The sequence below is a fragment of the Leifsonia sp. 10N434 genome, assembly GCF_056394405.1.
The window spans coordinates 996,052-1,018,379 of record NZ_JBFTHV010000001.1 but is presented as its reverse complement, the minus strand read 5'-3'; the positions used below and the strand labels follow the sequence as shown (position 1 = coordinate 1,018,379).

At 69.7% G+C, this 22,328-nt stretch carries 29 protein-coding genes; 8 read left to right on the top strand and 21 right to left on the bottom strand.

Translation table 11 applies throughout. The features are described 5' to 3' along the window. Positions 1-26 precede the first annotated feature (26 nt). The gene (locus AC1DB1_RS04965; protein ID WP_477199970.1) at positions 27-227 is read left to right on the top strand and encodes a hypothetical protein; all 201 of its coding nucleotides are present in this window, start codon (positions 27-29) and stop codon (positions 225-227) included. 111 nt (positions 228-338) lie between these two features. On the opposite strand, the gene AC1DB1_RS04960 is transcribed toward AC1DB1_RS04965, so the two are convergent. From AC1DB1_RS04960 to AC1DB1_RS04950, 3 genes are all read right to left on the bottom strand, one after another. Next, the gene (locus AC1DB1_RS04960; RefSeq protein WP_477199969.1) at positions 339-668 is read right to left on the bottom strand and encodes a hypothetical protein; all 330 of its coding nucleotides are present in this window, start codon (positions 666-668) and stop codon (positions 339-341) included. A 51-nt stretch (positions 669-719) separates the two neighbouring features. Continuing rightward, entirely contained in the window at positions 720-941 is a 222-nt protein-coding gene (locus AC1DB1_RS04955; RefSeq protein WP_477199968.1) for a hypothetical protein, read from the bottom strand. A gap of 93 nt (positions 942-1,034) precedes the next feature. Next, positions 1,035-3,311 carry a glycoside hydrolase family 3 C-terminal domain-containing protein gene (locus AC1DB1_RS04950; RefSeq protein WP_477199967.1) on the bottom strand — a complete coding sequence of 759 codons (2,277 nt, stop codon included), beginning with the start codon at positions 3,309-3,311 and terminating at the stop codon, positions 1,035-1,037. A gap of 239 nt (positions 3,312-3,550) precedes the next feature. Here AC1DB1_RS04950 and AC1DB1_RS04945 point away from each other — a divergent pair, with 239 nt between their 5' ends. Then, on the top strand, positions 3,551-3,805 hold the full coding sequence (locus AC1DB1_RS04945; protein WP_271177597.1) for a hypothetical protein: 255 nt from the start codon (positions 3,551-3,553) through the stop codon (positions 3,803-3,805). On the opposite strand, the gene AC1DB1_RS04940 is transcribed toward AC1DB1_RS04945, so the two are convergent. From AC1DB1_RS04940 to AC1DB1_RS04870, 15 genes are all read right to left on the bottom strand, one after another. Next, entirely contained in the window at positions 3,775-4,413 is a 639-nt protein-coding gene (locus tag AC1DB1_RS04940) for a GrpB family protein (protein ID WP_477199966.1), read from the bottom strand. The genes AC1DB1_RS04945 and AC1DB1_RS04940 overlap by 31 nt on opposite strands. After that, complete coding sequence (locus AC1DB1_RS04935) at positions 4,410-4,619, bottom strand: hypothetical protein (RefSeq protein WP_271177599.1); 210 nt, start codon at positions 4,617-4,619, stop codon at positions 4,410-4,412. The genes AC1DB1_RS04940 and AC1DB1_RS04935 overlap by 4 nt, the downstream gene beginning before the upstream one ends. 37 nt (positions 4,620-4,656) lie before the next feature. After that, positions 4,657-5,295: a TMEM175 family protein gene (locus AC1DB1_RS04930; protein ID WP_477199965.1), complete on the bottom strand. Its 639-nt coding sequence runs from the start codon at positions 5,293-5,295 to the stop codon at positions 4,657-4,659. Between the two features lie 232 nt (positions 5,296-5,527). Next, positions 5,528-6,112: a cysteine hydrolase family protein gene (locus AC1DB1_RS04925; RefSeq protein ID WP_477199964.1), complete on the bottom strand. Its 585-nt coding sequence runs from the start codon at positions 6,110-6,112 to the stop codon at positions 5,528-5,530. 84 nt (positions 6,113-6,196) lie between these two features. Further along, positions 6,197-6,433: a carbon storage regulator CsrA gene (gene csrA / locus AC1DB1_RS04920; RefSeq protein ID WP_271177602.1), complete on the bottom strand. Its 237-nt coding sequence runs from the start codon at positions 6,431-6,433 to the stop codon at positions 6,197-6,199. A 4-nt stretch (positions 6,434-6,437) separates the two neighbouring features. Continuing rightward, positions 6,438-7,355, bottom strand: coding sequence for a hypothetical protein (locus AC1DB1_RS04915; RefSeq protein ID WP_477199963.1), 918 nt, complete (start codon positions 7,353-7,355; stop codon positions 6,438-6,440). Further along, positions 7,333-9,381 (bottom strand): flagellar biosynthesis protein FlhA, encoded by a 2,049-nt coding sequence (locus tag AC1DB1_RS04910; protein ID WP_477199962.1) that lies wholly within the window; start codon positions 9,379-9,381, stop codon positions 7,333-7,335. The genes AC1DB1_RS04915 and AC1DB1_RS04910 overlap by 23 nt, the downstream gene beginning before the upstream one ends. Beyond that, on the bottom strand, positions 9,378-10,469 hold the full coding sequence (locus AC1DB1_RS04905; RefSeq protein WP_271177605.1) for an EscU/YscU/HrcU family type III secretion system export apparatus switch protein: 1,092 nt from the start codon (positions 10,467-10,469) through the stop codon (positions 9,378-9,380). The genes AC1DB1_RS04910 and AC1DB1_RS04905 overlap by 4 nt, the downstream gene beginning before the upstream one ends. Continuing rightward, positions 10,466-11,227 carry a flagellar biosynthetic protein FliR gene (locus AC1DB1_RS04900; RefSeq protein ID WP_477199961.1) on the bottom strand — a complete coding sequence of 254 codons (762 nt, stop codon included), beginning with the start codon at positions 11,225-11,227 and terminating at the stop codon, positions 10,466-10,468. The genes AC1DB1_RS04905 and AC1DB1_RS04900 overlap by 4 nt, the downstream gene beginning before the upstream one ends. Further along, the gene (gene fliQ, locus AC1DB1_RS04895) at positions 11,227-11,502 is read right to left on the bottom strand and encodes a flagellar biosynthesis protein FliQ (protein ID WP_271177607.1); all 276 of its coding nucleotides are present in this window, start codon (positions 11,500-11,502) and stop codon (positions 11,227-11,229) included. The genes AC1DB1_RS04900 and fliQ overlap by 1 nt, the downstream gene beginning before the upstream one ends. Further along, positions 11,502-12,311, bottom strand: a complete 810-nt coding sequence (fliP, locus tag AC1DB1_RS04890; protein ID WP_477200083.1) for a flagellar type III secretion system pore protein FliP — start codon at positions 12,309-12,311, stop codon at positions 11,502-11,504. Before fliP ends, fliQ begins: the two co-directional genes overlap by 1 nt. A gap of 44 nt (positions 12,312-12,355) precedes the next feature. Further along, positions 12,356-12,865: a FliO/MopB family protein gene (locus AC1DB1_RS04885; RefSeq protein WP_271177608.1), complete on the bottom strand. Its 510-nt coding sequence runs from the start codon at positions 12,863-12,865 to the stop codon at positions 12,356-12,358. 7 nt (positions 12,866-12,872) lie between these two features. Next, positions 12,873-13,577, bottom strand: a complete 705-nt coding sequence (gene fliN, locus AC1DB1_RS04880) for a flagellar motor switch protein FliN (protein ID WP_477199960.1) — start codon at positions 13,575-13,577, stop codon at positions 12,873-12,875. A gap of 5 nt (positions 13,578-13,582) precedes the next feature. Beyond that, positions 13,583-14,464: a flagellar motor switch protein FliM gene (locus tag AC1DB1_RS04875; RefSeq protein WP_271177610.1), complete on the bottom strand. Its 882-nt coding sequence runs from the start codon at positions 14,462-14,464 to the stop codon at positions 13,583-13,585. A gap of 77 nt (positions 14,465-14,541) precedes the next feature. Then, positions 14,542-16,020, bottom strand: coding sequence for an MDR family MFS transporter (locus tag AC1DB1_RS04870; RefSeq protein ID WP_477199959.1), 1,479 nt, complete (start codon positions 16,018-16,020; stop codon positions 14,542-14,544). A 63-nt stretch (positions 16,021-16,083) separates the two neighbouring features. Here AC1DB1_RS04870 and AC1DB1_RS04865 point away from each other — a divergent pair, with 63 nt between their 5' ends. From AC1DB1_RS04865 to AC1DB1_RS04850, 4 genes are read left to right on the top strand one after another with little or no spacing between them, the layout of a single operon-like run. Further along, positions 16,084-16,692: a TetR/AcrR family transcriptional regulator gene (locus AC1DB1_RS04865; RefSeq protein WP_271177612.1), complete on the top strand. Its 609-nt coding sequence runs from the start codon at positions 16,084-16,086 to the stop codon at positions 16,690-16,692. Between the two features lie 46 nt (positions 16,693-16,738). Then, complete coding sequence (locus AC1DB1_RS04860; RefSeq protein WP_271177613.1) at positions 16,739-17,086, top strand: flagellar FlbD family protein; 348 nt, start codon at positions 16,739-16,741, stop codon at positions 17,084-17,086. Further along, positions 17,086-17,886, top strand: a complete 801-nt coding sequence (locus AC1DB1_RS04855) for a motility protein A (protein ID WP_271177614.1) — start codon at positions 17,086-17,088, stop codon at positions 17,884-17,886. The genes AC1DB1_RS04860 and AC1DB1_RS04855 overlap by 1 nt, the downstream gene beginning before the upstream one ends. A 2-nt stretch (positions 17,887-17,888) precedes the next feature. Next, complete coding sequence (locus AC1DB1_RS04850; RefSeq protein WP_271177615.1) at positions 17,889-18,701, top strand: OmpA/MotB family protein; 813 nt, start codon at positions 17,889-17,891, stop codon at positions 18,699-18,701. A 10-nt stretch (positions 18,702-18,711) separates the two neighbouring features. Here the strand turns inward: AC1DB1_RS04850 and AC1DB1_RS04845 are convergent, their stop codons facing one another. Both AC1DB1_RS04845 and AC1DB1_RS04840 read right to left on the bottom strand, forming a co-directional pair. Next, positions 18,712-19,461: an ABC transporter permease gene (locus AC1DB1_RS04845; protein ID WP_271177616.1), complete on the bottom strand. Its 750-nt coding sequence runs from the start codon at positions 19,459-19,461 to the stop codon at positions 18,712-18,714. Positions 19,462-19,586: 125 nt separating this feature from the next. Then, positions 19,587-20,456 carry an oxidoreductase gene (locus tag AC1DB1_RS04840; RefSeq protein ID WP_271177617.1) on the bottom strand — a complete coding sequence of 290 codons (870 nt, stop codon included), beginning with the start codon at positions 20,454-20,456 and terminating at the stop codon, positions 19,587-19,589. A gap of 127 nt (positions 20,457-20,583) precedes the next feature. On the opposite strand from AC1DB1_RS04840, the gene AC1DB1_RS04835 reads away from it, so the two are divergent. Continuing rightward, complete coding sequence (locus AC1DB1_RS04835; RefSeq protein WP_477199958.1) at positions 20,584-21,441, top strand: helix-turn-helix transcriptional regulator; 858 nt, start codon at positions 20,584-20,586, stop codon at positions 21,439-21,441. Positions 21,442-21,536: 95 nt separating this feature from the next. On the opposite strand, the gene AC1DB1_RS04830 is transcribed toward AC1DB1_RS04835, so the two are convergent. Beyond that, the gene (locus AC1DB1_RS04830; RefSeq protein WP_271177619.1) at positions 21,537-21,923 is read right to left on the bottom strand and encodes a DUF805 domain-containing protein; all 387 of its coding nucleotides are present in this window, start codon (positions 21,921-21,923) and stop codon (positions 21,537-21,539) included. A 99-nt stretch (positions 21,924-22,022) separates the two neighbouring features. Here AC1DB1_RS04830 and AC1DB1_RS04825 point away from each other — a divergent pair, with 99 nt between their 5' ends. Beyond that, positions 22,023-22,298 (top strand): hypothetical protein, encoded by a 276-nt coding sequence (locus tag AC1DB1_RS04825; RefSeq protein ID WP_477199957.1) that lies wholly within the window; start codon positions 22,023-22,025, stop codon positions 22,296-22,298. Positions 22,299-22,328 lie beyond the last annotated feature (30 nt).

The window sequence follows — 22,328 nt, the reverse complement described above, 5'->3', positions numbered from 1 at the left end:
GCCGCCCGGCGGTTACGATACGGAACGTGAGACCGACGCTGAGGACGGCTTTGGGGTGGATTGCCGCCGTGCTCATCAACGTGGGCGCTCTCACCTTCGTCGCCGGACTCATCCTGCCGCGCGCCGGCAGCGGGCCGGCAGTGCTGCTGACGGGCGTGTCCCTCTGCTTGCTCGGCGTCGCGGTCGGAGCGGCGTGGATGCTCGGCGCGCGCGCGCCGCATCCGTGAGCCCGCACCCGTGGGCCCGTACCCGTGAGCCCGCGGCTGCCTACCGGACTCCCGAACACGAAGAAGACCCCACCCCGGGGATGACGGGATGGGGTCGCACCGGAGAGGGGATCAGTCCGGTGGTTCTGTGTTCTTGACCAGGTCGGGATTCGACGGCTGCTGAGCCGGGTCGAAGTCCGCAGGCGGTGGCTCCGCCGCTTCGCCGCCCGTGGTCGAGGCGTCCGTGACGTCTTCCGCGCCCTCCGGCGCTGTGCCGGTCGCGGGTGCGTCGCCGGTCGAGGATGCGTCCCCGCTCGAGGGCGTGCCCGCGCCGTCATCGCCCGACTGGCCCGGCTCGGTCTCCGCCGGCTCAGCCGCCTGGGCGTTCTCGAAGCGTTCGGGCTGGTCTTCGGCGGGGATCCCCTCGCCGTCGGCGTTCGGCAGTCCACTGGTATCTGACATCGACATGCTCCTTCCGGATCGGAATACGTGCGACAGTACGGGCAGTCGTGCTTACGGCTGGCCCTCTTCGCTGTACGAGGTCTCGCCGTCGTCGTGCTCGTTCGGCGCCGCGTCGGGGTCGAGGTCGCGGATGGCGTCGCCGATCACGTTCTGATCGGCCGTGGGCTCGATGGCGCCGCCGTCGTCGCCCTCGAGGCCGTCGACGAGGCCGTTCGTCTGGTCGGTGCCGGTGATCGGCTCGACCGGGTCCTCCGAATTCCTGTGATCGCTCATACCCCCAACGAACGCGAACCCCCTCGCTTCTGCAAGGGGGTTCACGTGTGCCGTCAGACGGCGTACGCCGCCAGGCTCTGGCCGCGCGACCGCTCAGGCAGGGACGGCTGCACCGTTCGCCGCAGCCACCAGCTGGTCGAGCTGCTCGCTCGTCACCGGGCTCCCGGGGAACGCGGCGACGCGGTTGAGCGGCATCGACTCGACCATGCGCATGAGCGACGGATCGGCGAGCATCCCGGCCATCGCACTGTCGCCCATCTGTGCGAGAGCGCCCGACAGGATCGCACCGCCGACGGGGTGCTTGAGCCACTCGCCCAGGGTCGACTCCGCGGTCAGGGTCGCCAGCCCGGCATCGCCGTTGAGGGTCGCGCTCGCGCTCGCGCGCAGGTCGCGGGAGGAGGAGCCGACGCTCACGACGTACTCGCCGCCTTCGACGACCCAGCGCGCACGCTCGATGTCGTAGTACGCGAGGTCTTCGTTCGGGATGGCGATCGTCACGTGCTCCGATGCTCCTGCCGCCACCGCCACGTTGGCGAACCCCTTGAGCTCGCGCGCGGGGCGCGACACCGACGACCCGGGAACGGCCACGTAGACCTGGACGACCTCGCGCCCATCCCGATCGCCGGTGTTGGAGACGGTGAGCGTGACGTCGATGCCCGCGTCGCTGCCCGTGACGCCGAGACCGGAGAACTCGAAGGTCGTGTAGGAGAGCCCGTGACCGAACGGGAAGCTCACCGCGGCATCGCGCGCGTCGTAGTCGCGGTAGCCGACGAAGAGGCCCTCGCCGTAGCGCACGTGACCCGCCTCGCCGGGGAAGTTGAGGAACGCCGGGGTGTCTTCGAGTCGCAGCGGGATGCTCTCCGCCAGCCGGCCGGACGGGTTGACGGCACCGAACAGCACGTCGGCGACGGCGCCGCCGCCGGCCTGTCCGAGCAGCCAGCCCTCCACGATGGCCGCCGCGCGGTCCGCCCAGCCAGAGAGGCGCACGACGCCGCCGTTGGACAGCACGACCACTACGCGGTCGCTCGCGCCGAGCACGGCCTCCAGCAGCGCGGTCTGCGCGGCAGGGAGCTCGATGTGCTCACGGTCGAAGCCCTCCGACTCGTCTTCGGCGGGCAGCCCGAGGAAGACGAGCACGTCGTCCGCCGTCTGAGCCAGCGCCACCGCCTCGGCGGTGAGCGACTCGGCGGAAGGTGCGGCACCGTCCGCGCCCGCGTCGTCGAGCACATACCCCGGCGCGAAGCTCACGGTCGCCTCACCGGCGAGCGCGCTGATCTCGTCGAGCGCGTTGTCCAAACGGGTCGGGACGATCTGCGAGCTTCCGGCACCCTGGTAGCGGGGCGTGCGGGCGAACTCGCCGATCACGGCGATGGTGCGTGCGGCATCCGGCTGCAGCGGGAGCACGCCCTCGTTCTTGAGGAGCACGATGCTGCGAGCGGCGACCTCGCGGGCGAGCGCGTGGTGCGCATCCTGGTCGTAGGAAGCATCGGCATCCTGGTGGTCGACGACCTTCTGCACGAGGTCGATCATGCGGTCGGCCGCAGTGTCGAGCACCGACTCGTCGAGCGAGCCGTCCGCCACGGCGGCCACCAGCTCGGCATCCGTGACCCCGTTGGTCGACGGCATCTCGAGGTCCAGGCCGGCCACGAGCGCCGCGACCCGGTCGTTGACCGCGCCCCAGTCGGAGACGACGAGACCGTCGAAACCCCACTCGTCACGCAGCACGCTGGTCAGCAGCCACGGGTTCTCGCTGGCGTAGACCCCGTTGATGCGGTTGTAGGAGCACATCACCGTCCACGGCTGCGCGTGCTCGACGACGTGCTGGAATCCGCGGAGGTAGATCTCGCGCAGCGGGCGCTCGTCGATGTCGGCACTGACGCGCAGGCGGTCCGTCTCCTGGTTGTTCGCCGCGAAGTGCTTGAGCGAGGCGCCGACACCCTGCGACTGCAGGCCGTTCACGAGCGCCGCACCGAGCCGGCCGCTGAGGATCGGGTCTTCGGAGAGGTACTCGAAGTTGCGCCCGCACAGCGGCGAGCGCTTGATGTTGATGCCCGGTCCGAGCAGAACCCCGACCCTCTCGGTCTGCGCCTCGGCACCCAGCGCACGGCCGACGCTCTCGAGGAGCTCGGGATCCCACGACGAACCGAGGGCGACGGCCGGAGGGAAGCACGTGGCCGGAACGCTGTCGCCGATGCCGAGGTGGTCACCGCCCTCGCGCTGCTTGCGCACGCCGTGCGGTCCGTCGGTGAGGTAGATCGACGGGATGCCCGCCCGTTCGATGCCCTTCGACTCCCAGAAACTCAGCCCGCTCGTGAGCGCGGCCTTCTCTTCGGTGTTCAGTTCGGATGCGCGCGGCAGTCGGTCGACCATGATTCTCCTTCGATACGGTCCCGGGATACGGAATACCTTACATCACTCGGTTTTAAGATCACAGCCCCTGAACCAGGCCCGCGTGCGACGGGACGCGGGTACGCAGGATGCCGGATGGATCTGCACGAACGTGCGCCCGGCCGTCTAGCCGTGCTACGCCCGCAAGCGTAGAGTCGGCGTCACGACAGCGTGCCGACGATGAGCGCCGTCAAGCGGTCATGTCGGCGGAAGGAGCCACGATGAGCGCATTCGACGAGCAGGCCGGCGACGAGCGGGAGAACCTCGAGGGCACGTACACCGAAACCGACGGTGAAGGTCCTGTGGAGCGCACGGTGCACGGCCAGTACACCGAGACCGAGGAGTTCGCCGGTCCGGAGACCGAGACCGAGGGCAGTTACGTCGACTCGGACGGCGTCGAGGAGACGCTCGCCTCTGACGAGCAGGGCGAGTACACGGAGACCGACTACTCCAAGTCGGACGACGACCCGGCCTGATCCGGCAGTCCCTGTCGCACGAGCTCGTCGTGCGCGCGGCGGTAGATCGCGCGGATCACGGGCGACTTCGCGTTGTTGTACTCGTGCATGTACGTCCAGTGGCGAGAGGCCGCGTCGCGCTTGGCGGCCTCGTAGAGCGTCCGGTCGTCATCGTTGCTGCGCAGCCAGTCGCGCAGGATGATGTGGCGGCGCGGTTCGTCGGCGCCCACGGACCAGACGTGCAGGTTGACAGGGTTGGCGGGCCCGGTGAACAGCCGGTGCTGCTCCCAGTGCGGCTCGCGCACCGTCAAGACGTAGCCGGCGGCCTCGAGTGCCGGCGCGTACGCGGGCTCGTCCGACGAGTCGGCGACCGTGAGGTCGATGTCGATGATCGGCTTCGCTGCGAGCCCCGGAACGGAGGTCGATCCGACGTGCTCGACGGCCAGCGCCCGATCCCCGAGCGCCTGCCGGATCCGGGCAGCCTCGCGTTCGAACAGCACAGACCACTCCGGGTCACTGGCGACGACGGCGATCGGCACCGCCAGCTGCACGAGATCGCCGACCACGGCATCCCGCATCTCGTCGTCGGTGACCGGCGGGTCGGCGGGGAGCGGCGGCAGCCAGGTCACCGAAGCTGCTTGGCCTTCTTCTTGACCGCCTTGCGGGCCTTGTCGGCATCCTTCTTCGCCTCGGCGCGTGCCTTCTTGACCGTCGGATCGTTCCAGAACGACGTGACCGCCTTCTCGATCTGGTCGTACCGTTCGCGACCCGCGCGTGCTCCCAGCACGTAGGCGAGCGCCGCGATCACGAGGATGACGAGGAATTTGGGACGCATCGGATCTCCTGCCTGTCTGAGTTACGGACGGTAGCCCTCACGGGCGCGCCTGTGAACCCCGTCCGCGGAACACCCGCTCCAACAGCAGGTCGACCGGCTTGGTGAGCAGGTGCAGGAGCAGCCAGTACATCCCGATCCCCGGGGCGACCACGACCAGCACGAAGCAGACCAGCATGATGAGCACGGGCGTCGAGCCCCGCACGATGTTGACCTGGTCGCGGGCGTCCTCGCGCACGAGGTCGGGGTCGCGATAGAGGATCACCTCCATCCAGAACATCGCCGCGGAGGTGACGACCAGCGTTCCGACATAGAGCGCGTAGACGTCGGCGCGGCCGTTCTTCGCCTCGGCGAGCACATTGGTCGTGAACGGGATGAAGACGATGCCCGCCAGCCAGATCAGGCTCGCGGTGATCAACGGACGCGAGTAGCTCTCCACCCACTCGAAGACGCGGTGGTGGATGGTCCAGAACCGGCCGATCACGATGAACGAGATGCCGAAACCGAGGAACGCGCCCCAGTTGTCGCTGACGAGCTCGCCGAGGCTCATGTTGTTGTTCTGGATTTCGCCTGCGATGTCGACCAGCGGCAGCACCAGCAGGGTGATCGCGATGGCGACGGTGGCGTCGGAGAAGTTCACCAGCCGGTCGAGGCCGCGCTCCGTCTTGATCGCCCGCATAGGGTCATTCTGCCGCGACGCCGGCGCATCGCGGGGAGGTCGGCGCGTGAGTGGCCGACGACCAGCCGGCTCACCGGCAGAGCTCAAACGCATGGGTGGTCACCAATTGTCGCTGCGGGGCCCGGATCGGGGCCGCACGCGACAGTTAGTGACCACTCACGCGCGCCAGAGGTTCAGTGGCTGTGGATGGGGAGGGGCTCCGAGGCCAGCGGGGCGGCGCAGGGCGGCGCGGTCAGCCGAGGGCGGCGACGAAGTCGCCGGCCGTGACCACCTCGGCCTGACGCGGGAACACCTTCTCGGTGAGCACCCGGTGCACCTCGGGGTCGCGGTCGAAGACGCCGTCGCTGAGCACGATCACACGGAAGTCGCGGTCGGCCGCGTCGCGGACCGTGGAGAGCACGACACCGCTGGTCGAGATGCCGGTGAGCACGACGGTGTCGATGCCGCGCGACTCGAGCTGCTCCCGCAGGTCGGTCGTGCTGAAGGCGCCGACGCGCGACTTGCGCACCACGATCTCGCCGTCGGCGGGCTGGATGCGCGGGTCCACCTGCACGGCGACGTCGGCGGCGAGCATCCGGCCCGAGGTGGCCGCGGCCGAGAACATGATGTTGTTCGGCGACACCAGGGACGCCTCCTCCGCGGTCAGTGCGACGTGCACGTACCCGACGGTCAGGCCGGCCGAGCGGGCCGCGTCGCGCACGGCGAGGAGCTGCGCAAGGAAGTCGTCGGCGTCGGGATGCTGGCCGAGGATGGAGGGCTGCAGGTCCATCAGGAGCAGCGCGGTGCGGGCGGGGTCGAGGGCGCGGAGATCGTTCACATACGTAAACTACTTGCCCGACGCTGAATGCGGGCCGAACGGGCACGACCGACGGGTCGCGACCGACAGATCAGGGCCGACGGATCAGAGACCGAGCGTCTTCTTGATGATCGCTTCGGCGTCGTCCGTCGAGGCGGCCGCCTCGGTGGCCTCCTGATTGGCCTCGGTGATCGCCCGGATGACCTCGTCGCGCTGGATCCGGACGCCGCGTGGGGCGTCGATGCCGATACGGATGCCGTCGCCGCGCGCATCCAGGATCGTCACGACGATGTCGTCGCCGATGAGCACGCGCTCCCCGGGTTTCCTCGTCAGTACCAGCATTCGCTCAGCCTATCCCGACCGGCGCACCGCCGACGGGTGAACCGTCGAGCCAGCCGATCGGGATGCCGAGCCCGCGTGCAGAAGACGGGGTCGCGGTGAAGGCCGAACCCGAGACGACGAGCGCATCGACGGCCAGGATGCCGTCGACGGCGCGGACCCAGGCGGCGGTGTCCTCGGTCTTGCGGGAGACGTCGACCGCCGCCCAGACCTGGTCGGGGGCGATCGAGGCGAGCGCCTCCGCGAGCCCGGCGACCTGCTCCGCTCCTCCCGCCACGCCGAACGCGGCGACGATCGGCCGTTCGCGTCGCACGCCGTCGGCGCGTGCGCGGAGGGCGCCGCGCCGGTCGTCGACCCGCGGTGCCGCGGCGCGCGAGCATCCGCCCGGTCGCACCTCCGCATCGCCGATCGCTTCGGCGAGCATCCGGGCGGCGGTGAGCGCGTCGGTTCCGAGTCCGATGACGAGGGTGAGGTCGCCGCGGCCGCGGAGCAGAGCGGGCGGCGGCGCGACAGGTGCGGCCGGGGCGGCCACCGGACTAGCCGGCGCAGCCACCGCAGGAGCGGGCACCGCGACCGGATGGGCGGGCTCAGCGACCGTCGCCGGCCATTCGTCTGCGGGAGTGAGGCCGCCGACCGCGGGGGACGCGGGAGGCACGGGGAGATCGGGCTGCGCCGCGACGGACCCCGAGGCGACGGACGCCGCGAGCTCATCGTCGCCGACCGTCTTGACCAGGTCGTCGAGGATCGCCTGGAACGCCGAGCCCGACGTCGACACCGCCGGCAGCACGTCGTCGGGTTCCGCGAACTCCGCGGCGATCAGGCCCGCCGCGATCGACATCGACCCGAACTCGGCCGCCGCCTGCGCCGCCGCGTCGGCTTCCGCATCCGTCCCGCTCAGCCACTCAGGCTGCGATCGGTTCCGCAACGCGGACCACCCCCACCGTCTCGATCGCTGCCTGCACAGCCGTGACCTCCTGGTACGACAGCACCGGCAGCCCGCTCAGCTGCCCGGCCACGAGCCGCCGCACCGACGGCCGCAGCGCGGGAGCGCACACCAGGATCGCGCTCACCCCGGCGTCGTCGAGCATCGTCGCGGTCTGCTTGAGCGACCCGAGCACCGCCTCCAGGCGCACCGGATCGAGCACGATCTGCGTGCCGACCTCCGACGGGCGCAGCCCTTCGAGCATCGCCTGCTCGAGGCCCGGATCGATCATGATCACCCGCAGCGCGCCGCCGTCGAGGTGCGGCGCGACGATCGCGGGGCCCAGCGCCGCCCGTGCCGACTCCACCAGCCCCTCCGGATCGTTCGAGACCTTCGCCCGCAGCGCGAGCGCCTCCAGGATGCGCGGCAGGTCGTTGATCGGAACCTGTTCGACGAGCATCCCCTGCAGCACGCGCTGCACCTCGGCGAGCGTCAGCAGATTGGGCACGAGCTCATCGACCGCCGAGGGGTTCACCTGCTTGACGCCCTCGGTCAGCAGACGCACGTCCTCGCGGGTGAGCAGCCGTGCGGCGTTCGCGGTGATGATCGACGACAGGTGCGTGATCAGTACCGAGACGCGGTCGATCACGGTCGCGCCGCCGAGTTCGGCGCTGTGCCGCATCTCAGAAGGAATCCACTTGGCGCCCAGCCCGAACACTGGCTCGACGGTCGGGGTGCCGGGCAGGGCATCCAGGCTGTCGCCGAGCGCGAGCACCCGACCCGACGGTGCCTGCCCGCGGCCCGCCTCGACGCCGGCGATCTTGATCACGTAGGTCGACGGCGGCAGGTCGGCGCTGTCGCGCGTGCGCACCGGTGGGACGATGATGCCGAGGTCGAGCGCGATCTTGCGGCGCAGGGCGCGCACCCGGGCGAGCAGGTCGTCGGAGGCGCCGCTCACGATGTCGACGAGGTCGGGGGCGAGCGTGATCTCGAGGGCGTGCACGCGCATCTGCTCGAGCAGGTCGTCCGTGGTCTCGGTGCCGCCGGCCTTCGCCACCGCGGCCTTGGCGGCCTCCGCCTTCTTCGCGGCCGCCTGCGACGTCTTCAGTCGCTGAGCCGCCAGGATGAGGAACGCACCGACCAGCACGAACGGGATGGGCGGCATCCCCGGGATCAGGGCCATGACGATGGCCGCGCATCCGGCGATCGTGAGGGCGTTGCGCGACTGGCTCAGCTGGCCGCTCGCGGTGGTCCCGATGTCGCTCTCGGCATTGGACCGGGTGACGATCATGCCCGTCGACACCGCCATCAGCAGCGCCGGGATCTGCGTGACCAGGCCGTCGCCGATCGTGAGCAGCGTGTAGGAGTTGATCGCGTCGCCGATCGGCATGCCGCGCTGGATCATCCCGATGGCGATGCCGCCGACCACGTTGATGACGATGATCAGGATGCCCGCGATCGCGTCGCCCTTCACGAACTTCGACGCGCCGTCCATGGCGCCGTAGAAGTCGGCCTCCGCCGACACCTCTGCGCGGCGCGTGCGCGCCTGGTCCTCGGTGATCAGGCCGGCGTTGAGGTCGGCGTCGATCGCCATCTGCTTGCCCGGCATCGCGTCGAGGGTGAAGCGGGCGCCGACCTCGGCGACGCGCTCGGCACCCTTGGTGACCACGATGAACTGGATGACGATGAGGATGAGGAACACCACTGCGCCGATGATGATCGAACCACCGACCGCGACGTGGCCGAACGCCTGGATGACCTGGCCCGCATAGCCGTCACCGAGCACCAGTCGCGTCGAGGCCACGTTGAGGCCCAGCCGGAAGAGCGTGGCGACCAGGAGCAGCGACGGGAACACCGAGAAGTCGAGCGGCTTCTTGACGAACATCGTGGTGAGCAGGATGACCAGCGCCAGCATGATGTTGACGATGATGAGCGTGTCGAGCAGCCAGGCGGGCACCGGCACGACGAGCAGCATGATGATGCCGACGACGCCGATGGGAACGGCGACCTTCGCGGTGGTCGATTTCATTGCAGTCCTCCCAGAACGGGCGTCATCGTGTGGAATCCGTGTGCGGAGCCGCGTGCCTTCAGCGACATGACGAAGGCGAGCACGCGGGCCACCGCACTGTAGAGGTCGATCGGGATCTCGTCGCCGAGCTGGCAGCTCGCGTGCAGAGCGCGGGCGAGCGGAACGTCCTTGACCACGGGCACGCCCTCCTCCTGCGCCTTCTCGCGGATGCGGAGCGCGATCGCGCCAGCACCCTTCGCGACGACGCGCGGCGCCGACTTGCCCGGCTCGTACTTGATCGCGACCGCGATGTGCGTCGGGTTGACGAGCACGACATCCGACCCGCCGATCGCGGCGATCATGCGGTTGCGGCTCATCGCCAGCTGCCGGGAGCGGCGCTGCGACCGCACGAGCGGGTCGCCCTCGGCGTTCTTGTTCTCGTCGCGCACCTCGCGCTTGGTCATGCGCGTCTGCTTGCGGTTGCGGCGCATCACCACGAGCACGTCGAGGCCGGCGAGCACCAGGCCGGCGCCGACGGCCGCCTGGATCAGCCCGACCGCACCCCCGGATGCCGCGGCGAGTAGCGAGTTCAGCGACATGCTGCCGGCGGTCAGCAGCACCGGCATCAGCCCCTGCACGACGAGGTACAGGCCGACGGCGACCACGGTGGACTTCAGCAGCGTCTTGGCGCCCTCCCAGAGCGCGCGCATCCCGAAGATGCGGCCGAGACCGGTGACGACGTTGAACTGCTCGTACTTGCCTTCGAACTTCTTGAAGTGGATACCGCCCTGCACCGCCGCGCCCGCGATCACGGCGAGCGCGGTGACGACGAGCATCGGGGTGATGGTGGTCATGATGCTGCCGAAGGCCTCGCCGAACGCGGTCAGCGCCACGGCGGGATCCGGGTTGCGGATGACGGAGGTCACGGTGAACATCTGGTCGACGCCGGCACGGCTGGCGAGATCGATCGTGACCGGGAGCATCACCGCTGCGGCGCCGACGCCGATCCAGGCGGTGAGGTCGGTCGACTTGCCGAGGCGGCCCTTGGAGCGGGCCTCCTTCATCCGTTTATCGGTCGCCTGCTCGGTGCGTTCCTGCGCGTCGCTCATCGGCCCACCCCCAGCATCGTCTTGACCGCCGTGCCGGTGAGCCCCTCGACCACGCCGGGCAGCGCGACGAACAGCACGCCGGAGAGCACGACGGTGAGCATGATCTTGAGCGGGAAGCCGAGCGAGAAGGCGTTGAGCGCGGGCGCGACGCGGGTCAGCAGGCCGAGGCCCACATCGGCGAGGAAGAGCACGACGATGAGCGGTCCCGCGATCTGCACGGCGGCGAGGAACATCTGGCCGACTCCCGACACCATCTGCTTCACCGGATCGGCCAGATCGATGCCGGCCGCGAGCGGGATCGCGTCGAACGAGCGCACCAGGCCGCCGATGATGAGCTGGTAGCCGCCGGAGGCGAACAGCAGGGCGAGGGCGGTCATCTGGAACATCCGGGTGAACTGCGCGCCGTTGACCATCGACTGCGGGTCGTAGGCCTGCGCGAGCTGGAAACCGCCGAACAGGTCGACGAGGTTGCCCGCCGACTGCACGGCGGCGAACACCAGGTACACGAGGAAGCCGAGCGTGGCGCCGACCGCCAACTCCTTGAGGAGGTCGAGCACGAAAGCGCCGGTGTCGGCGGAGCGGTAGCCGGCGGCGACGTTGGGCGCGACCGCGATCGCGAGGCCGATGGCGAGCATCCCCTTGATCTGCGCCGGGATGCCGTTGTACGAGAACGGCGGGGCGATCACCAGGAAGGCGATCATCCGCAGCGACGCCAACGCGACCGCCTCGATCGTGCCCAGATCGATCGGGATGTTCATCAGCCGCCGCCCAGCAGCGAGGGGATCTTCTCGAACAGCACGTTCGTGAAGGTGATCATCTCGGAGATCATCCAGTGCCCGCAGATCAGCAGCGCCACCGCGACGGCCGCCGCCTTCGGGACGAACGAGAGCGTGACCTCCTGGATCTGCGTGATCGACTGCAGCAGCGAGATGGCGAAGCCGACGACGAGCGCGGTGATCACGATGGGCGCGGCGAGCTTCGCGGTGACCAGGAGCCCCTGCATCGCGATGTCGAGTACGGCATTGGCGTCCATCAGCCGCCGCCCTTGTAACTCGAGATGAGGGAGGTGATGATGAGCCCCCAGCCGTCGACGAGGATGAACAGCAGGATCTTGAACGGCAGCGAGATCATCACCGGCGGGAGCATCATCATGCCCATCGACATGAGCGCTGCCGACACCACCATGTCGATCACCAGGAACGGCACGAAGATCACGAAGCCGATGATGAACGCGGCGCGCAGCTCGGAGATCATGAAGGCCGGGATGAGCGTGAGCATCGGCACCGCGGCGGGCGTCGCGGGGTTGGGGCGCCCAGCGGCGCGGGTCATCAGCGCGATGTCCTCCTCGCGCACGTGCGCCAGCATGAAACCGCGCAACGGTGCCTCCGCCAGTTTCACCGCGGCCGTGAAGTCGATGTGACCGTTGAGGTACGGCTGCACGGCATGGCTGTTGATGTCGATCAGCACCGGGCTCATGATGAACAGCGACAGGAACAGGGCGAGGCCCGCGAGCACCTGGTTCGGCGGGATCGACGGGAGCGCGAGCGCGTTGCGGGTGAGCGCGAGCACCACGAAGATCTTCGTGAACGACGACATCATCAGCAGCAGCGCCGGGGCGACCGAGAGCAGCGTGATCCCGAGCAGGGTCAGGATGGCGGCCGACGGCGTGCCGTTCGGCCCGTTGATGTCGATGGTCACGCCACCGGTGCCACCGGTGCCGGGGCCGGCGGGGCCGCTCGGCGTCGGAACGGGGCTCGGCACCATCGGCAGCGGCGACGCGTGCGCGACGTTGACGCTGATCAGCACCATGGCGACGGCGGCGACCACTCCGAGGAGGATCATCACGCCGAGGCGCGGGGAGCGGGCGAGTCGCCCGACGGCCGCCCTCACTTCTTCGCGCGCACCGCCGAGCTCGCCTGTCTCCACGTGGCCGGTGACAGGATCGAGCCCTTGAGGGCCTCGTCGAAAACGGATGCGCGTCCGTGCGCACTCAGGTAATCGGCATCCTGCCTGTCTGACGTTCCGGGCTTCACGGCCCCGGAGACCGATACTGCTTCGCCCTCGACGACTGCGGGCTCCTCGACCCGGTCGAGGGACTTGGCGAAGGTCTGACGCACCGGCGCGAGCCGGGTGACCTCTGCATCGACGGGGCGGTCCCCGGAGTGCAGCACGTTGACCGCGCGCTCGGTGACGCCGAGCACGAAGCGGGTTCCATCGACGTCGACCACGACGACCGACGCCTTGGCGCCGACGCCCTGGCGGCCCACGACCGTCACCGCGTTGCCGCGTCGGGCGCCGCGCTTGCCCTTGGTGACGCGTCGCTGCACGTACCAGAGCACAGTGACGATCACGCCGAGTACGACGAGTACTCGGAGGGCGACGAAAACGGTATCCACGAAGAGGTCAGTCCAGGTCTTCTGCGGCGTCGAGGATCTTGGTGATGCGCACCGCGTAGTCCTGGTCGATGACCACGATCTCGCCGTGCGCGATCAGGCGTCCGTTGAGCAGCACATCGGCGGGCGAGCCGGCCGAGCGGTCGAGCTCGATCACAGCGCCCGGCTCCATGGCGAGCACGTCGCGCACGGGCATCCTGGTGCGGCCGATCTCGACGGTGAGCGCCATCTCGACGTTGCTGATGCGGCCCAGCTTGCCCGCGAGGCCGCCGGCGAGCGAGGCGCGCTCGGTGGTCGACTGCCGGATGCGCACCGCGAACCAGCCGGCGATGCCTGCCGGCGCGGCCAGTTCGAAGACGACGGTCTCCGGGTCGGAGAAGAGGTCGGTCGCGTCGTCGACGCGGGCGTCGTCGAGCACTCCGGCGCCCAGCGCCTCGCTGGCGGCCTCGAGCGCCGGCTGCAGCACGTCCTGGAGGGCGACGACCGGTGCGCCGTCGGTGGTGTCGTCGACCAGCTCGGGGGCGTCGAGCAGCACGACCGCGAGATCCGCGGAAACCGATCCGACGAACGTTGCGACGACGGCGCGCGCGGTCTGTCCCGCGAACCCGTCGGTCGTGTGCAGGCGCGGCGTCAGCGGCGCCCCGGTCGGAAGCACCCCGGCGAGGGCGCGCGCGGCCGCCAGGGGCAGCACGGTCGAGGTGGTGGTCATGCTCATCGTGGTCAGTCCTCTGTCTTCACGATCACGCAGGCCAGGCGGGAGCCGTTGGCTCCGAGCGCGGCGCCGGCGACGGGGTGGCCCCCGACGGCGAGATCGAACGGTCGGTGTTGCGGGTGCGGGATCGACAGCACGTCGCCGACGGAGAGCCCGAGCACGACGCTCGGCTTCACCTGGGCGGGCGTGAGGCGCAGCGACACGTCGACGGGGACGTGCGCGAGCTGCGCGTCGATGAGTTCGCGCGCGTTGTCGGCGCTGCTCGTGGGGTTGGTCTCGCCGAGCTGCGGCAGCAGCGCGAGGGCCGGGATCGCGACGGTGGCGGTCGACACGTTCTCGCCGACCCGCAGGTCGAAGCTCGCGACGATCATCAGCTCGGTGGTGGAGGCGGCCTGCGCGAACTGCGAGTTGTACTGGATGGCGTCGACGGCGATCGGCGCCACCAGCAGAGCGCCGAGCGAGTACCGCAGGTCTTCGAGTGCGTCGTCCATGAGGCGGCGGACGAGCGCGTGCTCGATCTGGGTGAACGTGCGCTCGATCGTGGTCGGCGTTCCCTGACCGCCCAGCATCGTGTTGACCCACGACAGGGCGGCGGTGGTCGGGAACTGGATGACGCCCTTCGGCGCCAGTCCGTCGAGCTCGCAGAGCACCATCGCGGTCGTCTGCGGAAGCGAGGCGGCGTACTCGTCGTAGGTCTGCATCGCGACCAGTCCGCACGTGACCTGGCTGAGCACGCGCACCTTGGCGGTCAGCTGGGTGGCCCACTGGCGGGCGAAGGTCTCGAACGCGAGCTCGAGCACGCGCGAGTGCTCCCTGGCCAGGGTGGTCGGCCGGCGGAAGTCGTACACCTGTGCCTCGGGAGCGCTGGTGTCGGCGAACAGGGTGGTCACGAGCCCGACTATCGGCCGCGTCGCCCCCCGCGTTAGGGAAAACCTGCGCGACTTGATGCGACTCCGAGTCTCCGGAGCTAGGCGGGGCGGACCTGCGTGTCGCCGGAGGCTTCCGGAGCTGCGACGGCCGGTGCGGCGGCCCGCGCGGGAGCGGCCGCCGGGGGCGTCGCCGGTGGACGTCCGGGGAGGAAGAACGAGAGCCCGATCGCGACGACCGTGAACCCGACAGCCCACCAGAACGCCACGTCGAACGCGTCCGCGATCCCCTCGAGACCGTGCGCCCCGATCGCCGCCGACTGCAGGATGACCGCGAGCAGCGCCACCCCGAAGGAGCCGCCGATCTGCTGGGCGATCCGGGTCAGGATGCTCGCGTGCGGCACATCCGCCCGGTCCAGCCCGATGAACGCGACGGTCATGAGCGGGATGGTCACCGCCCCGAGTCCGAACCCCCGCACGAGCAGCGCCGCCATCAGGATCCACTCGTTCGTCGTCGCGCTCGCGAGTGCGAACGGAACGGTGGCGGCACCGACGATCGCGAACCCGACCAGCGCCACCCAGCGGGCGCCGATCGTGTCGGTCAGCCGGCCGGCCGTCGCGCGGCTGATCAGCGTGCCGATGCCCTGCGGCACCAGCAGCAGCCCGGCTCCGAGGGCATCCGTGCCCCGCACCTCCTGGAAGTAGAGCGGCATCAGCAGCATCGCGCCGTACAGCGAGGCGCCGGAGAGGAACAGCAGGGCCGACGACGAGGCGACCGGACGGTGCCGGAAGAGCCGCACATCCACCAGCGCACGCTCGCCACGGCGGATGCCCCACACGACGAAACCGGCGAGCAGCAGCGCTCCGGCGATCAGGGGGATGAACACGTCGGCCCGGGCGAAGCCGCCGTCGCGCGCGACGTTGGAGAGACCGTAGAGGATGCCCACCATGGCGGGTGAGAGCAGGAGCAGCCCGACGACGTCGAGGCGTGCGCGCGTCCCCGGCGCATCGCGCGGGATCAGCCGCATCGCGAGGATCAGCCCCAGGATGCAGAACGGCACGTTCACCCAGAACAGCCAGCGCCAGTCGAACGCGCTGAGGATCGCTCCCCCGACGACCGGGCCGAGGATCGGCCCGAGGACCGCAGGCAGGCTGACGACCGACATGATGCGCCCGAGGTTCTGGCCGTGCGCCGCCTGCATCACGAGGGTGGACATGAGCGGCAGCATCATGCCGCCGCCGATCCCCTGCACCACGCGGAACGTGATCAGGCTCGGGGCGTCCCAGGCGAGACTGCAGAGGATGGAGCCCAGCAGGAAGATCGTGAGCGCCAGCATCCAGAGGCGCCGGCCCCCGACCCGTTGCTGCGCCCAGCCGACGATCGGGATGGTCACACCGAGGGCGAGCAGATAGCCGGTGCTGACCCACTGGATGGTGTCGACCGAGGTGTGCAGATCCGTCGCGAGCGTGTGCAGAGCCACCGAGACGATCGTGGTGTCGAAGATCACGGCGAGAGCGCCGGCGATCACGGCGATCGAGATCCTGAGCACTGCCGGATCGATGCGTTCCTTCTCGGCCATCGCCACTCCTTAAGATACGTGGATGTATCTTGTGATGCTACGCCGTCACGATAAGATACACAAATGGATCTCATCGACGAGGCGCCCGCCCGGCGCCGACGCGGGCAGGAGCTCGAGGACGCCCTCCTCGACGCCGCCTGGGACGAGCTCGTCGAGGCCGGCTACTCCGACTTCACGATCGACGGCGTCGCCTCGCGGGCCGGCACGAGCCGGCCCGTCGTCTACCGCCGCTGGCCGACGAAACCCGAGCTCGTGCGCGCCGCCATCGCCCACGAGAGCGCGAAGAGCAGGCGCCCGCTTCCCGACACCGGCACGCTGCGCGGCGATCTGGTCGCCCTCATGCAGCAGGCGAATGAGACGCGCCTCGGCTTCGCGGCCGTGCTGAGCGCCCACCTCGGCAGCTTCTACCGGGAGACCGGGAGCAGCCCGTCCGATCTACGCGACATCGTGCTCGCCGGGCGGGAGTCCACCATCGACACCATCTACGACCGGGCCATCGCGCGCGGCGAAGTGGATGCCGAGCGCCTGACACGCCGCATCCGCTCCCTGCCGAGCGACCTCTTCCGGCACGAAGTCCTGATGACGCTCAAACCGGTGCCGCAGCAGACGATCGACGCAATCGTCGACGAGGTGGTCATGCCGCTCTTACGATCCGGGCGCAGCGGCCGATAGTCGCCCTGTGACGGCTCACCCGGAGCCGAGACCAGGATTCGCGCCCATGATCGTCGTCACCCGATTGAACGACACCCAGTTTGCGGTCAACCCCGACCTCATCGAGCGGATCCACGCCAGCCCCGACACCACGCTCGTCATGGTGGACGGCGCCAAGTTCATCGTCACCGAGAGCATGGGAGAGGTGATCGAGAAGATCGCCGCCTACCGGGCACGGGTCATCGCGCTCGCCCACGACCTCCCGGCGTCGGGTCCGCGCCCCGTCGGCACCCCGCAGCTCGGTCTCGTCCCGCCCGCGGAGGGCGACGACGGCGAAGGCGACGATCTGGGCAGCACCCGTCGTCCCCTCACCGACCCCTCCCGCACCGTCCCCCTGCGCGCAAGGAAGAAGTGATGGATCCCGCAACCATAATCGGCATCGTCGTCGCGTTCGCCTCCGTCGTCGCGATGGTGACGATGGAGCACGCCCAGCTGAGCGCGCTGCTGCTGCCCGCCCCGATGGTGCTGGTCTTCGGCGCGACCATCGCCGTCGGCATCGCGAGCGGAACGGTCAAGGACTTCCTCGTCGCCGTGAAGGCGCTCCCGCGCGCCTTCCGCGGCAAGATCGACCCGCCTCAGAAGGTCATCGACCAGGTCGTCGGGCTCGCCGAGAAGGCCCGCGCGAACGGACTGCTGGCCATGGAGCAGGAGGCCGACGGCGTCAACGACCCGTTCCTCAAGCGCGCCCTGCAGAACATCGCCGACGGCACCGACGGCGACGAGCTGCGGGTCCTGCTCGAGGACGAGATCGCGACGCGCTCCAAGAGCGACCGCGTCGCCGCCAAGTTCTTCAGCAGCATGGGCGGCTACGCGCCGACGATCGGAATCATCGGAACCGTGGTGTCCCTGACGCACGTGCTCGAGAACCTGTCGCAGCCGGGTGAGCTCGGCCCGATGATCGCCAGCGCGTTCGTCGCGACCCTCTGGGGACTCCTCTCCGCCAACTTCCTGTGGCTGCCGATCGGCGCCCGCCTGCGCCGGCTCTCCGAACTCGAGGTCGACCGCATGACGCTCCTCATGGAGGGCGTGCTCGCCATCCAGGACGGCAGCCAGCCGCGCCTGCTCGGTGAGCGGCTGCGCGCGATGGTCCCGGATGCTCCGGCCAAGCTCAAGACGGACAAGCCGAAGGCCGACAAGCTCAAGGAAGCCGCCTAGCGATGGCCGCGTCCCGCCGGCGCAAGCACGAGCCCGAGGAGGAGCACGAGAACGAGGAGCGCTGGATGGCCTCCTACATGGACATGGTCACCGTGCTCATGTGCATGTTCATCGTGCTGTTCGCCATGTCCACGGTCGATCAGAAGAAGTTCGCTGAGCTCAAGGACTCGCTCGCCACCGGCTTCGGCCAGGTGAAGTCGCAGAAGATCGACACGGCGAGCGGCGTCATCGTGCCGCCGTCGCAGGTCGACGACAAGGGCGACAACACCGATCTGGCGCTGGCCGAGCAGGAGGCATCGAACCTCAAGGCGCTCCGCGACCGCATCATGCTCGCGCTGGGCCGTGACGGCCTGCAGACCGACGTGACGATGAAGATCGACGCCCGAGGTCTCACGATCGGCCTGGTCGGCAACGAGACCTTCTTCGCCTCCAACCGCGCCGAGCTCAGTGCAACGGCGGTCGCAGTGCTCAACGACATCGGCCCGGCGATCACGGGTGCGCCCTACCAGGTGTCGATCGAGGGGCACGCCGACCTGCGCCAGCCCGGCGCGCCGTACCCGACGAACTGGGAGCTGTCGGCCGGGCGCGCGACGAGCGTGCTGCGTCATCTCGTCGAGGTCAACCGCTTTCCGCAAGGGCGCATCGCGGCGGTCAGCTACGGCTCGGCCCGGCCGCTCGCCAACGCCACGGGAACCTCCGACCGCGATCTCGCTGCGAACCGCCGCGTGGACGTGGTGGTGCTGTCGAACCAGCCGGACAAGGTGCGCGCGCTCATCCCGCAGGCTCTGAAGACCCCCGCCGTCGGCGCCGGCTGATCTCCCGGAGTCAGCTGAGACGGACCGGACGCACCTTCACCGGCGCGAGCCAGTACGCGACCAGCACGGCGGTGATCGAGCCGGCGGCCATGATCGCGGCGAGCACGACCACCTGGAAGCGTCCGGCTTCGAGCGGCGATACCCCACCGAAGATGGCGCCGACGAACGCGCCGGGAAGCGTCACCAGACCGGTGGTCTTGGTCTGGTCGACCGACGGGATCAGCGCTCCGTAGACGGCCCCGCGCGCCAGCTCCAGCGTCGACTGCCGCGGCGTCGCTCCCAGCGCGAGCCAGCCCTCGACCTCGTCCCAGTGGTCGTTCACCCCCTCGGTGAAGCGGCGCCCGGCGAGGGTCGCGATGCTCATCGAGTTGCCGATGATGATGCCGCCGATCGCGAGCACGTAGCGCGACGAGAACGCGATCGCCCCGGTGGTGAACACGATCACGAGCGTCACGGCGATGCCGGCCGCCATCGCGGATCCCATCATGAGCGCGTGATCGCGGCTCCAGCCGATGCGTCGCGTCGCCGTCGCGGCCGCCACGCAGAACATGACGAGCAGGGCGGCGGCCACCCAGAGCGGGTTGGTGATGACGCCGGCCAGGATGAGGCTGATGACCGCCAGCTGCAACGCTCCGCGCAGGATGGCGAGCAACGGCGCCCACCGTCGCGGCACGCGGTAGGCGGCGAGCACCGCTGTCGCGACCGCGGCGAGCAGGAGCACGCCGAGGAGGGTCGGAGCGAGCTCGCTGAGAATGGGCATGCTCCGACCCTACGGTCGCGGAACGGTGAGTCGCATCAACTCGGCCTTCGCGGCGGATCGGAGCGCCGAGTCGATGCGACTCAGGCGGAGCGTCGAGCGTCGGCGTAAAGCGTCAACGCAAAGCGTCAGCGCTCGGCGATCGCGTCGAGGCGGGCGAGGGCCTCGACGGGCAGGGTCAGCTCGGCGGCCGCGACGTTCTCGCGCAGGTGCGCCACCGACGAGGTGCCCGGGATGAGAGCGATCGCCGGCGAGCGCTGCAGCAGCCAGGCGAGAGCGACCTGCTGGGCCGACGCACCGAGATCCGCCGCCACCTCGTCGAGAGTCGACGACTGCAGCGGGGAAAAGCCGCCGAGCGGGAAGAACGGCACGTAGGCGATCCCCTCCCGTTCGCAGCGCTCGATCAGCGCATCATCTCCGCGCCGCACCAGGTTGTAGTAGTTCTGGATCGTCACGACCGGAGCGACCGCGAGCGCCTCGTCGAGCTGCGCCTCCGTGACGCCGCTGAGCCCCAGGTGCCGGATGAGCCCCTGCTGCTGCAGGTCGGCCAGCGTCTCGAACTGCTCGGTGATCACCTCGTCCGTCGTCCCCTCGGCCGAGCTGAGGCGGAGGTTCACGACGTCGAGCGAGTCGAGCCCGAGGTGTTCGAGGTTCTCGTGCACCTGCAGCCGGAGGTCCTCGGGGTCGAGCACGTGCATCCAGGAGCCGTCGGGCCCACGGCGAGCGCCGACCTTGGTGACGATCCGGAGCTGCTCCGGGTACGGATGCAGCGCCTCGCGGATGATCTCGTTGGTCACCACCGGTCCGTAGAAGTCGGCGGTGTCGATGTGAGTGATGCCGAGCTCGACGGCCTCGCGGAGCACGGCGATGGCGGCGTCACGGTCGCGCGGCGGTCCGAAGACGCCGGGACCGGCGAGCTGCATGGCGCCGAACCCCATCCGGCTGATGGTGAGGTCGTCGGCGAGGGTGAGGGTGCCACCGGGAGCGGTTGTGATCATGGGAGTCCTTTCGACAGAGACGATCCTCACCCCGCGGGCGCGGCAGCGGGAGAGCCGCGGTGATCCTGGGACCAGGAGGGACAGGCTCCGCCCTCCGATCGACGCCGTGCGGGCGCAGAATGTTCTCGTGGAGACGAACAACGCCCTCGGTGAGTACCTGCGCGCCCGCCGCGAGCAGGTGCAGCCGGCCGACGTCGGCCTGGAGGTCTCCGGCGCCGGCCACCGGCGGGTTCCCGGACTGCGCCGCGAAGAGGTCGCGATGCTCGCCGGCATCAGCTCCGACTACTACCTGCGGCTCGAGCAGGGCCGCGACAGCCACCCGTCCACCCAGGTGCTCGACGCCATCGCGCGGGTGCTGCAGCTGAATCCGGAGGCGTCGGCGTATCTGTTCGAGCTCGCGAACCCCAAGCCGCCGCGCGCACGACGCCGGCGAGCCGAGCGGGTGCCCGAGGGCATCCTGGTGATGCTGGACGCGATCGACATGCCTGCCTTCGTCGAGGGCAAGTACACCGACGTGCTCGCCGTCAACCGGATGGCGACCGCACTGATCCCGACGATCGTGCCGGGCGGCAACCGGCTGCGTTCGACGTTCCTCGACCCCGTCGAGCAGGAGTTCTTCGAGGACTGGGAGAAGGGGACGGAGGGAGTCGTCGCCGCCCTGCGCGCCCGCGCGGCCGGGCAGCTCGACGACCCGCGCCTAGTCTCGCTCATCGGCGAGCTGTCGTTGCGCAGCGATCGCTTCCGCCGGCTGTGGGCGCGGCACGACATCCGGCGCATCGAGGGCTCGATGACGGCGGTGAACCATCCGCAGGTGGGGCGCATGGAGCTGTACCGCGAGAAGCTGGTGCTCGCGGCGGCGGACGGTCTCGTGATGGTGGTCTACCACGCGCATCCCGGCACGGAGTCGGAGCGGCTGCTGCAGCTGCTCGCGTCGGCGACGCTGCCCGCGGCGGGGGCCGGCGCGCCCTCGCGGGTCGTGCCATAACGCGACGCCGGCGCAGTGGGTGGTGCGGTATCGCACGATCGGGCGCGGGGCGTCGGGCGGCGCGGGTGAGCGCCGGTTACGCGGCGGAGCGCCGGTTACGCGGCGGCGGGCGCCGGCGGAGGCGGTGGCGTGGACGGCACGCCGACCGGCTGCTTCGACGGCTGCGCCCAGAAGATGATGAGCACGATGATGCCGGCGATCGGCACCAGGAGCCAGAAGATGTGTCCCCAGCCGTACCCGGCGTCGCGCAGGCGTCGCACCGCCACCGCCAGGTTCGGAAGCAGCACGCCGATGCTCCAGAGGCCGGAGAGCAGCGATCCGAGGTAGGCGTTGTCACCGATCTGGATGACGTTGAACAGGTTGAGCGCGCTCGTCACGAGCAGGTTGAAGAGCGCCCACCACCAGAATTCGGGCCGGGATGCCCGCCCCGTGAACTCCGCGTACTTGCGGAAGACGGTCTGGATCGCTTCGCCGAATGACATCTGCCTGCTCCTGCCGATCTGGTGGGCCTCAGCCTAGTGGGGTGCGGCGGCACCGGCGAGGGGTGCGAACCAGAGCGGAGATGAGCTAGTTTGAGGCGCATGAAGCAGACCGAGGATGGCTCCATCTTCACTCCCGGCTTTTGGACGTTGCTTCTCGGAATGGTCCTCGGCGCCACGTTCCTGCTCGCATCGACGTTGTTGGTCACAGCGTGGGTGAAGGCGGCGAGCTATGAGGGCGTAGGAGAGAGCGGCGTTCACGATCTGCTCATCTGGGGATTTTGGCTCGCGGTGATCAGCCTGGCCGGGACGGTCCCGGCCGCCGTCTGGCGTGTCACTGCGTGGCGCAGTCGTGCGAGCATCGTCCACGCTGCCTGATCAGCGGGACACAACTTCGGCAGCATCTTC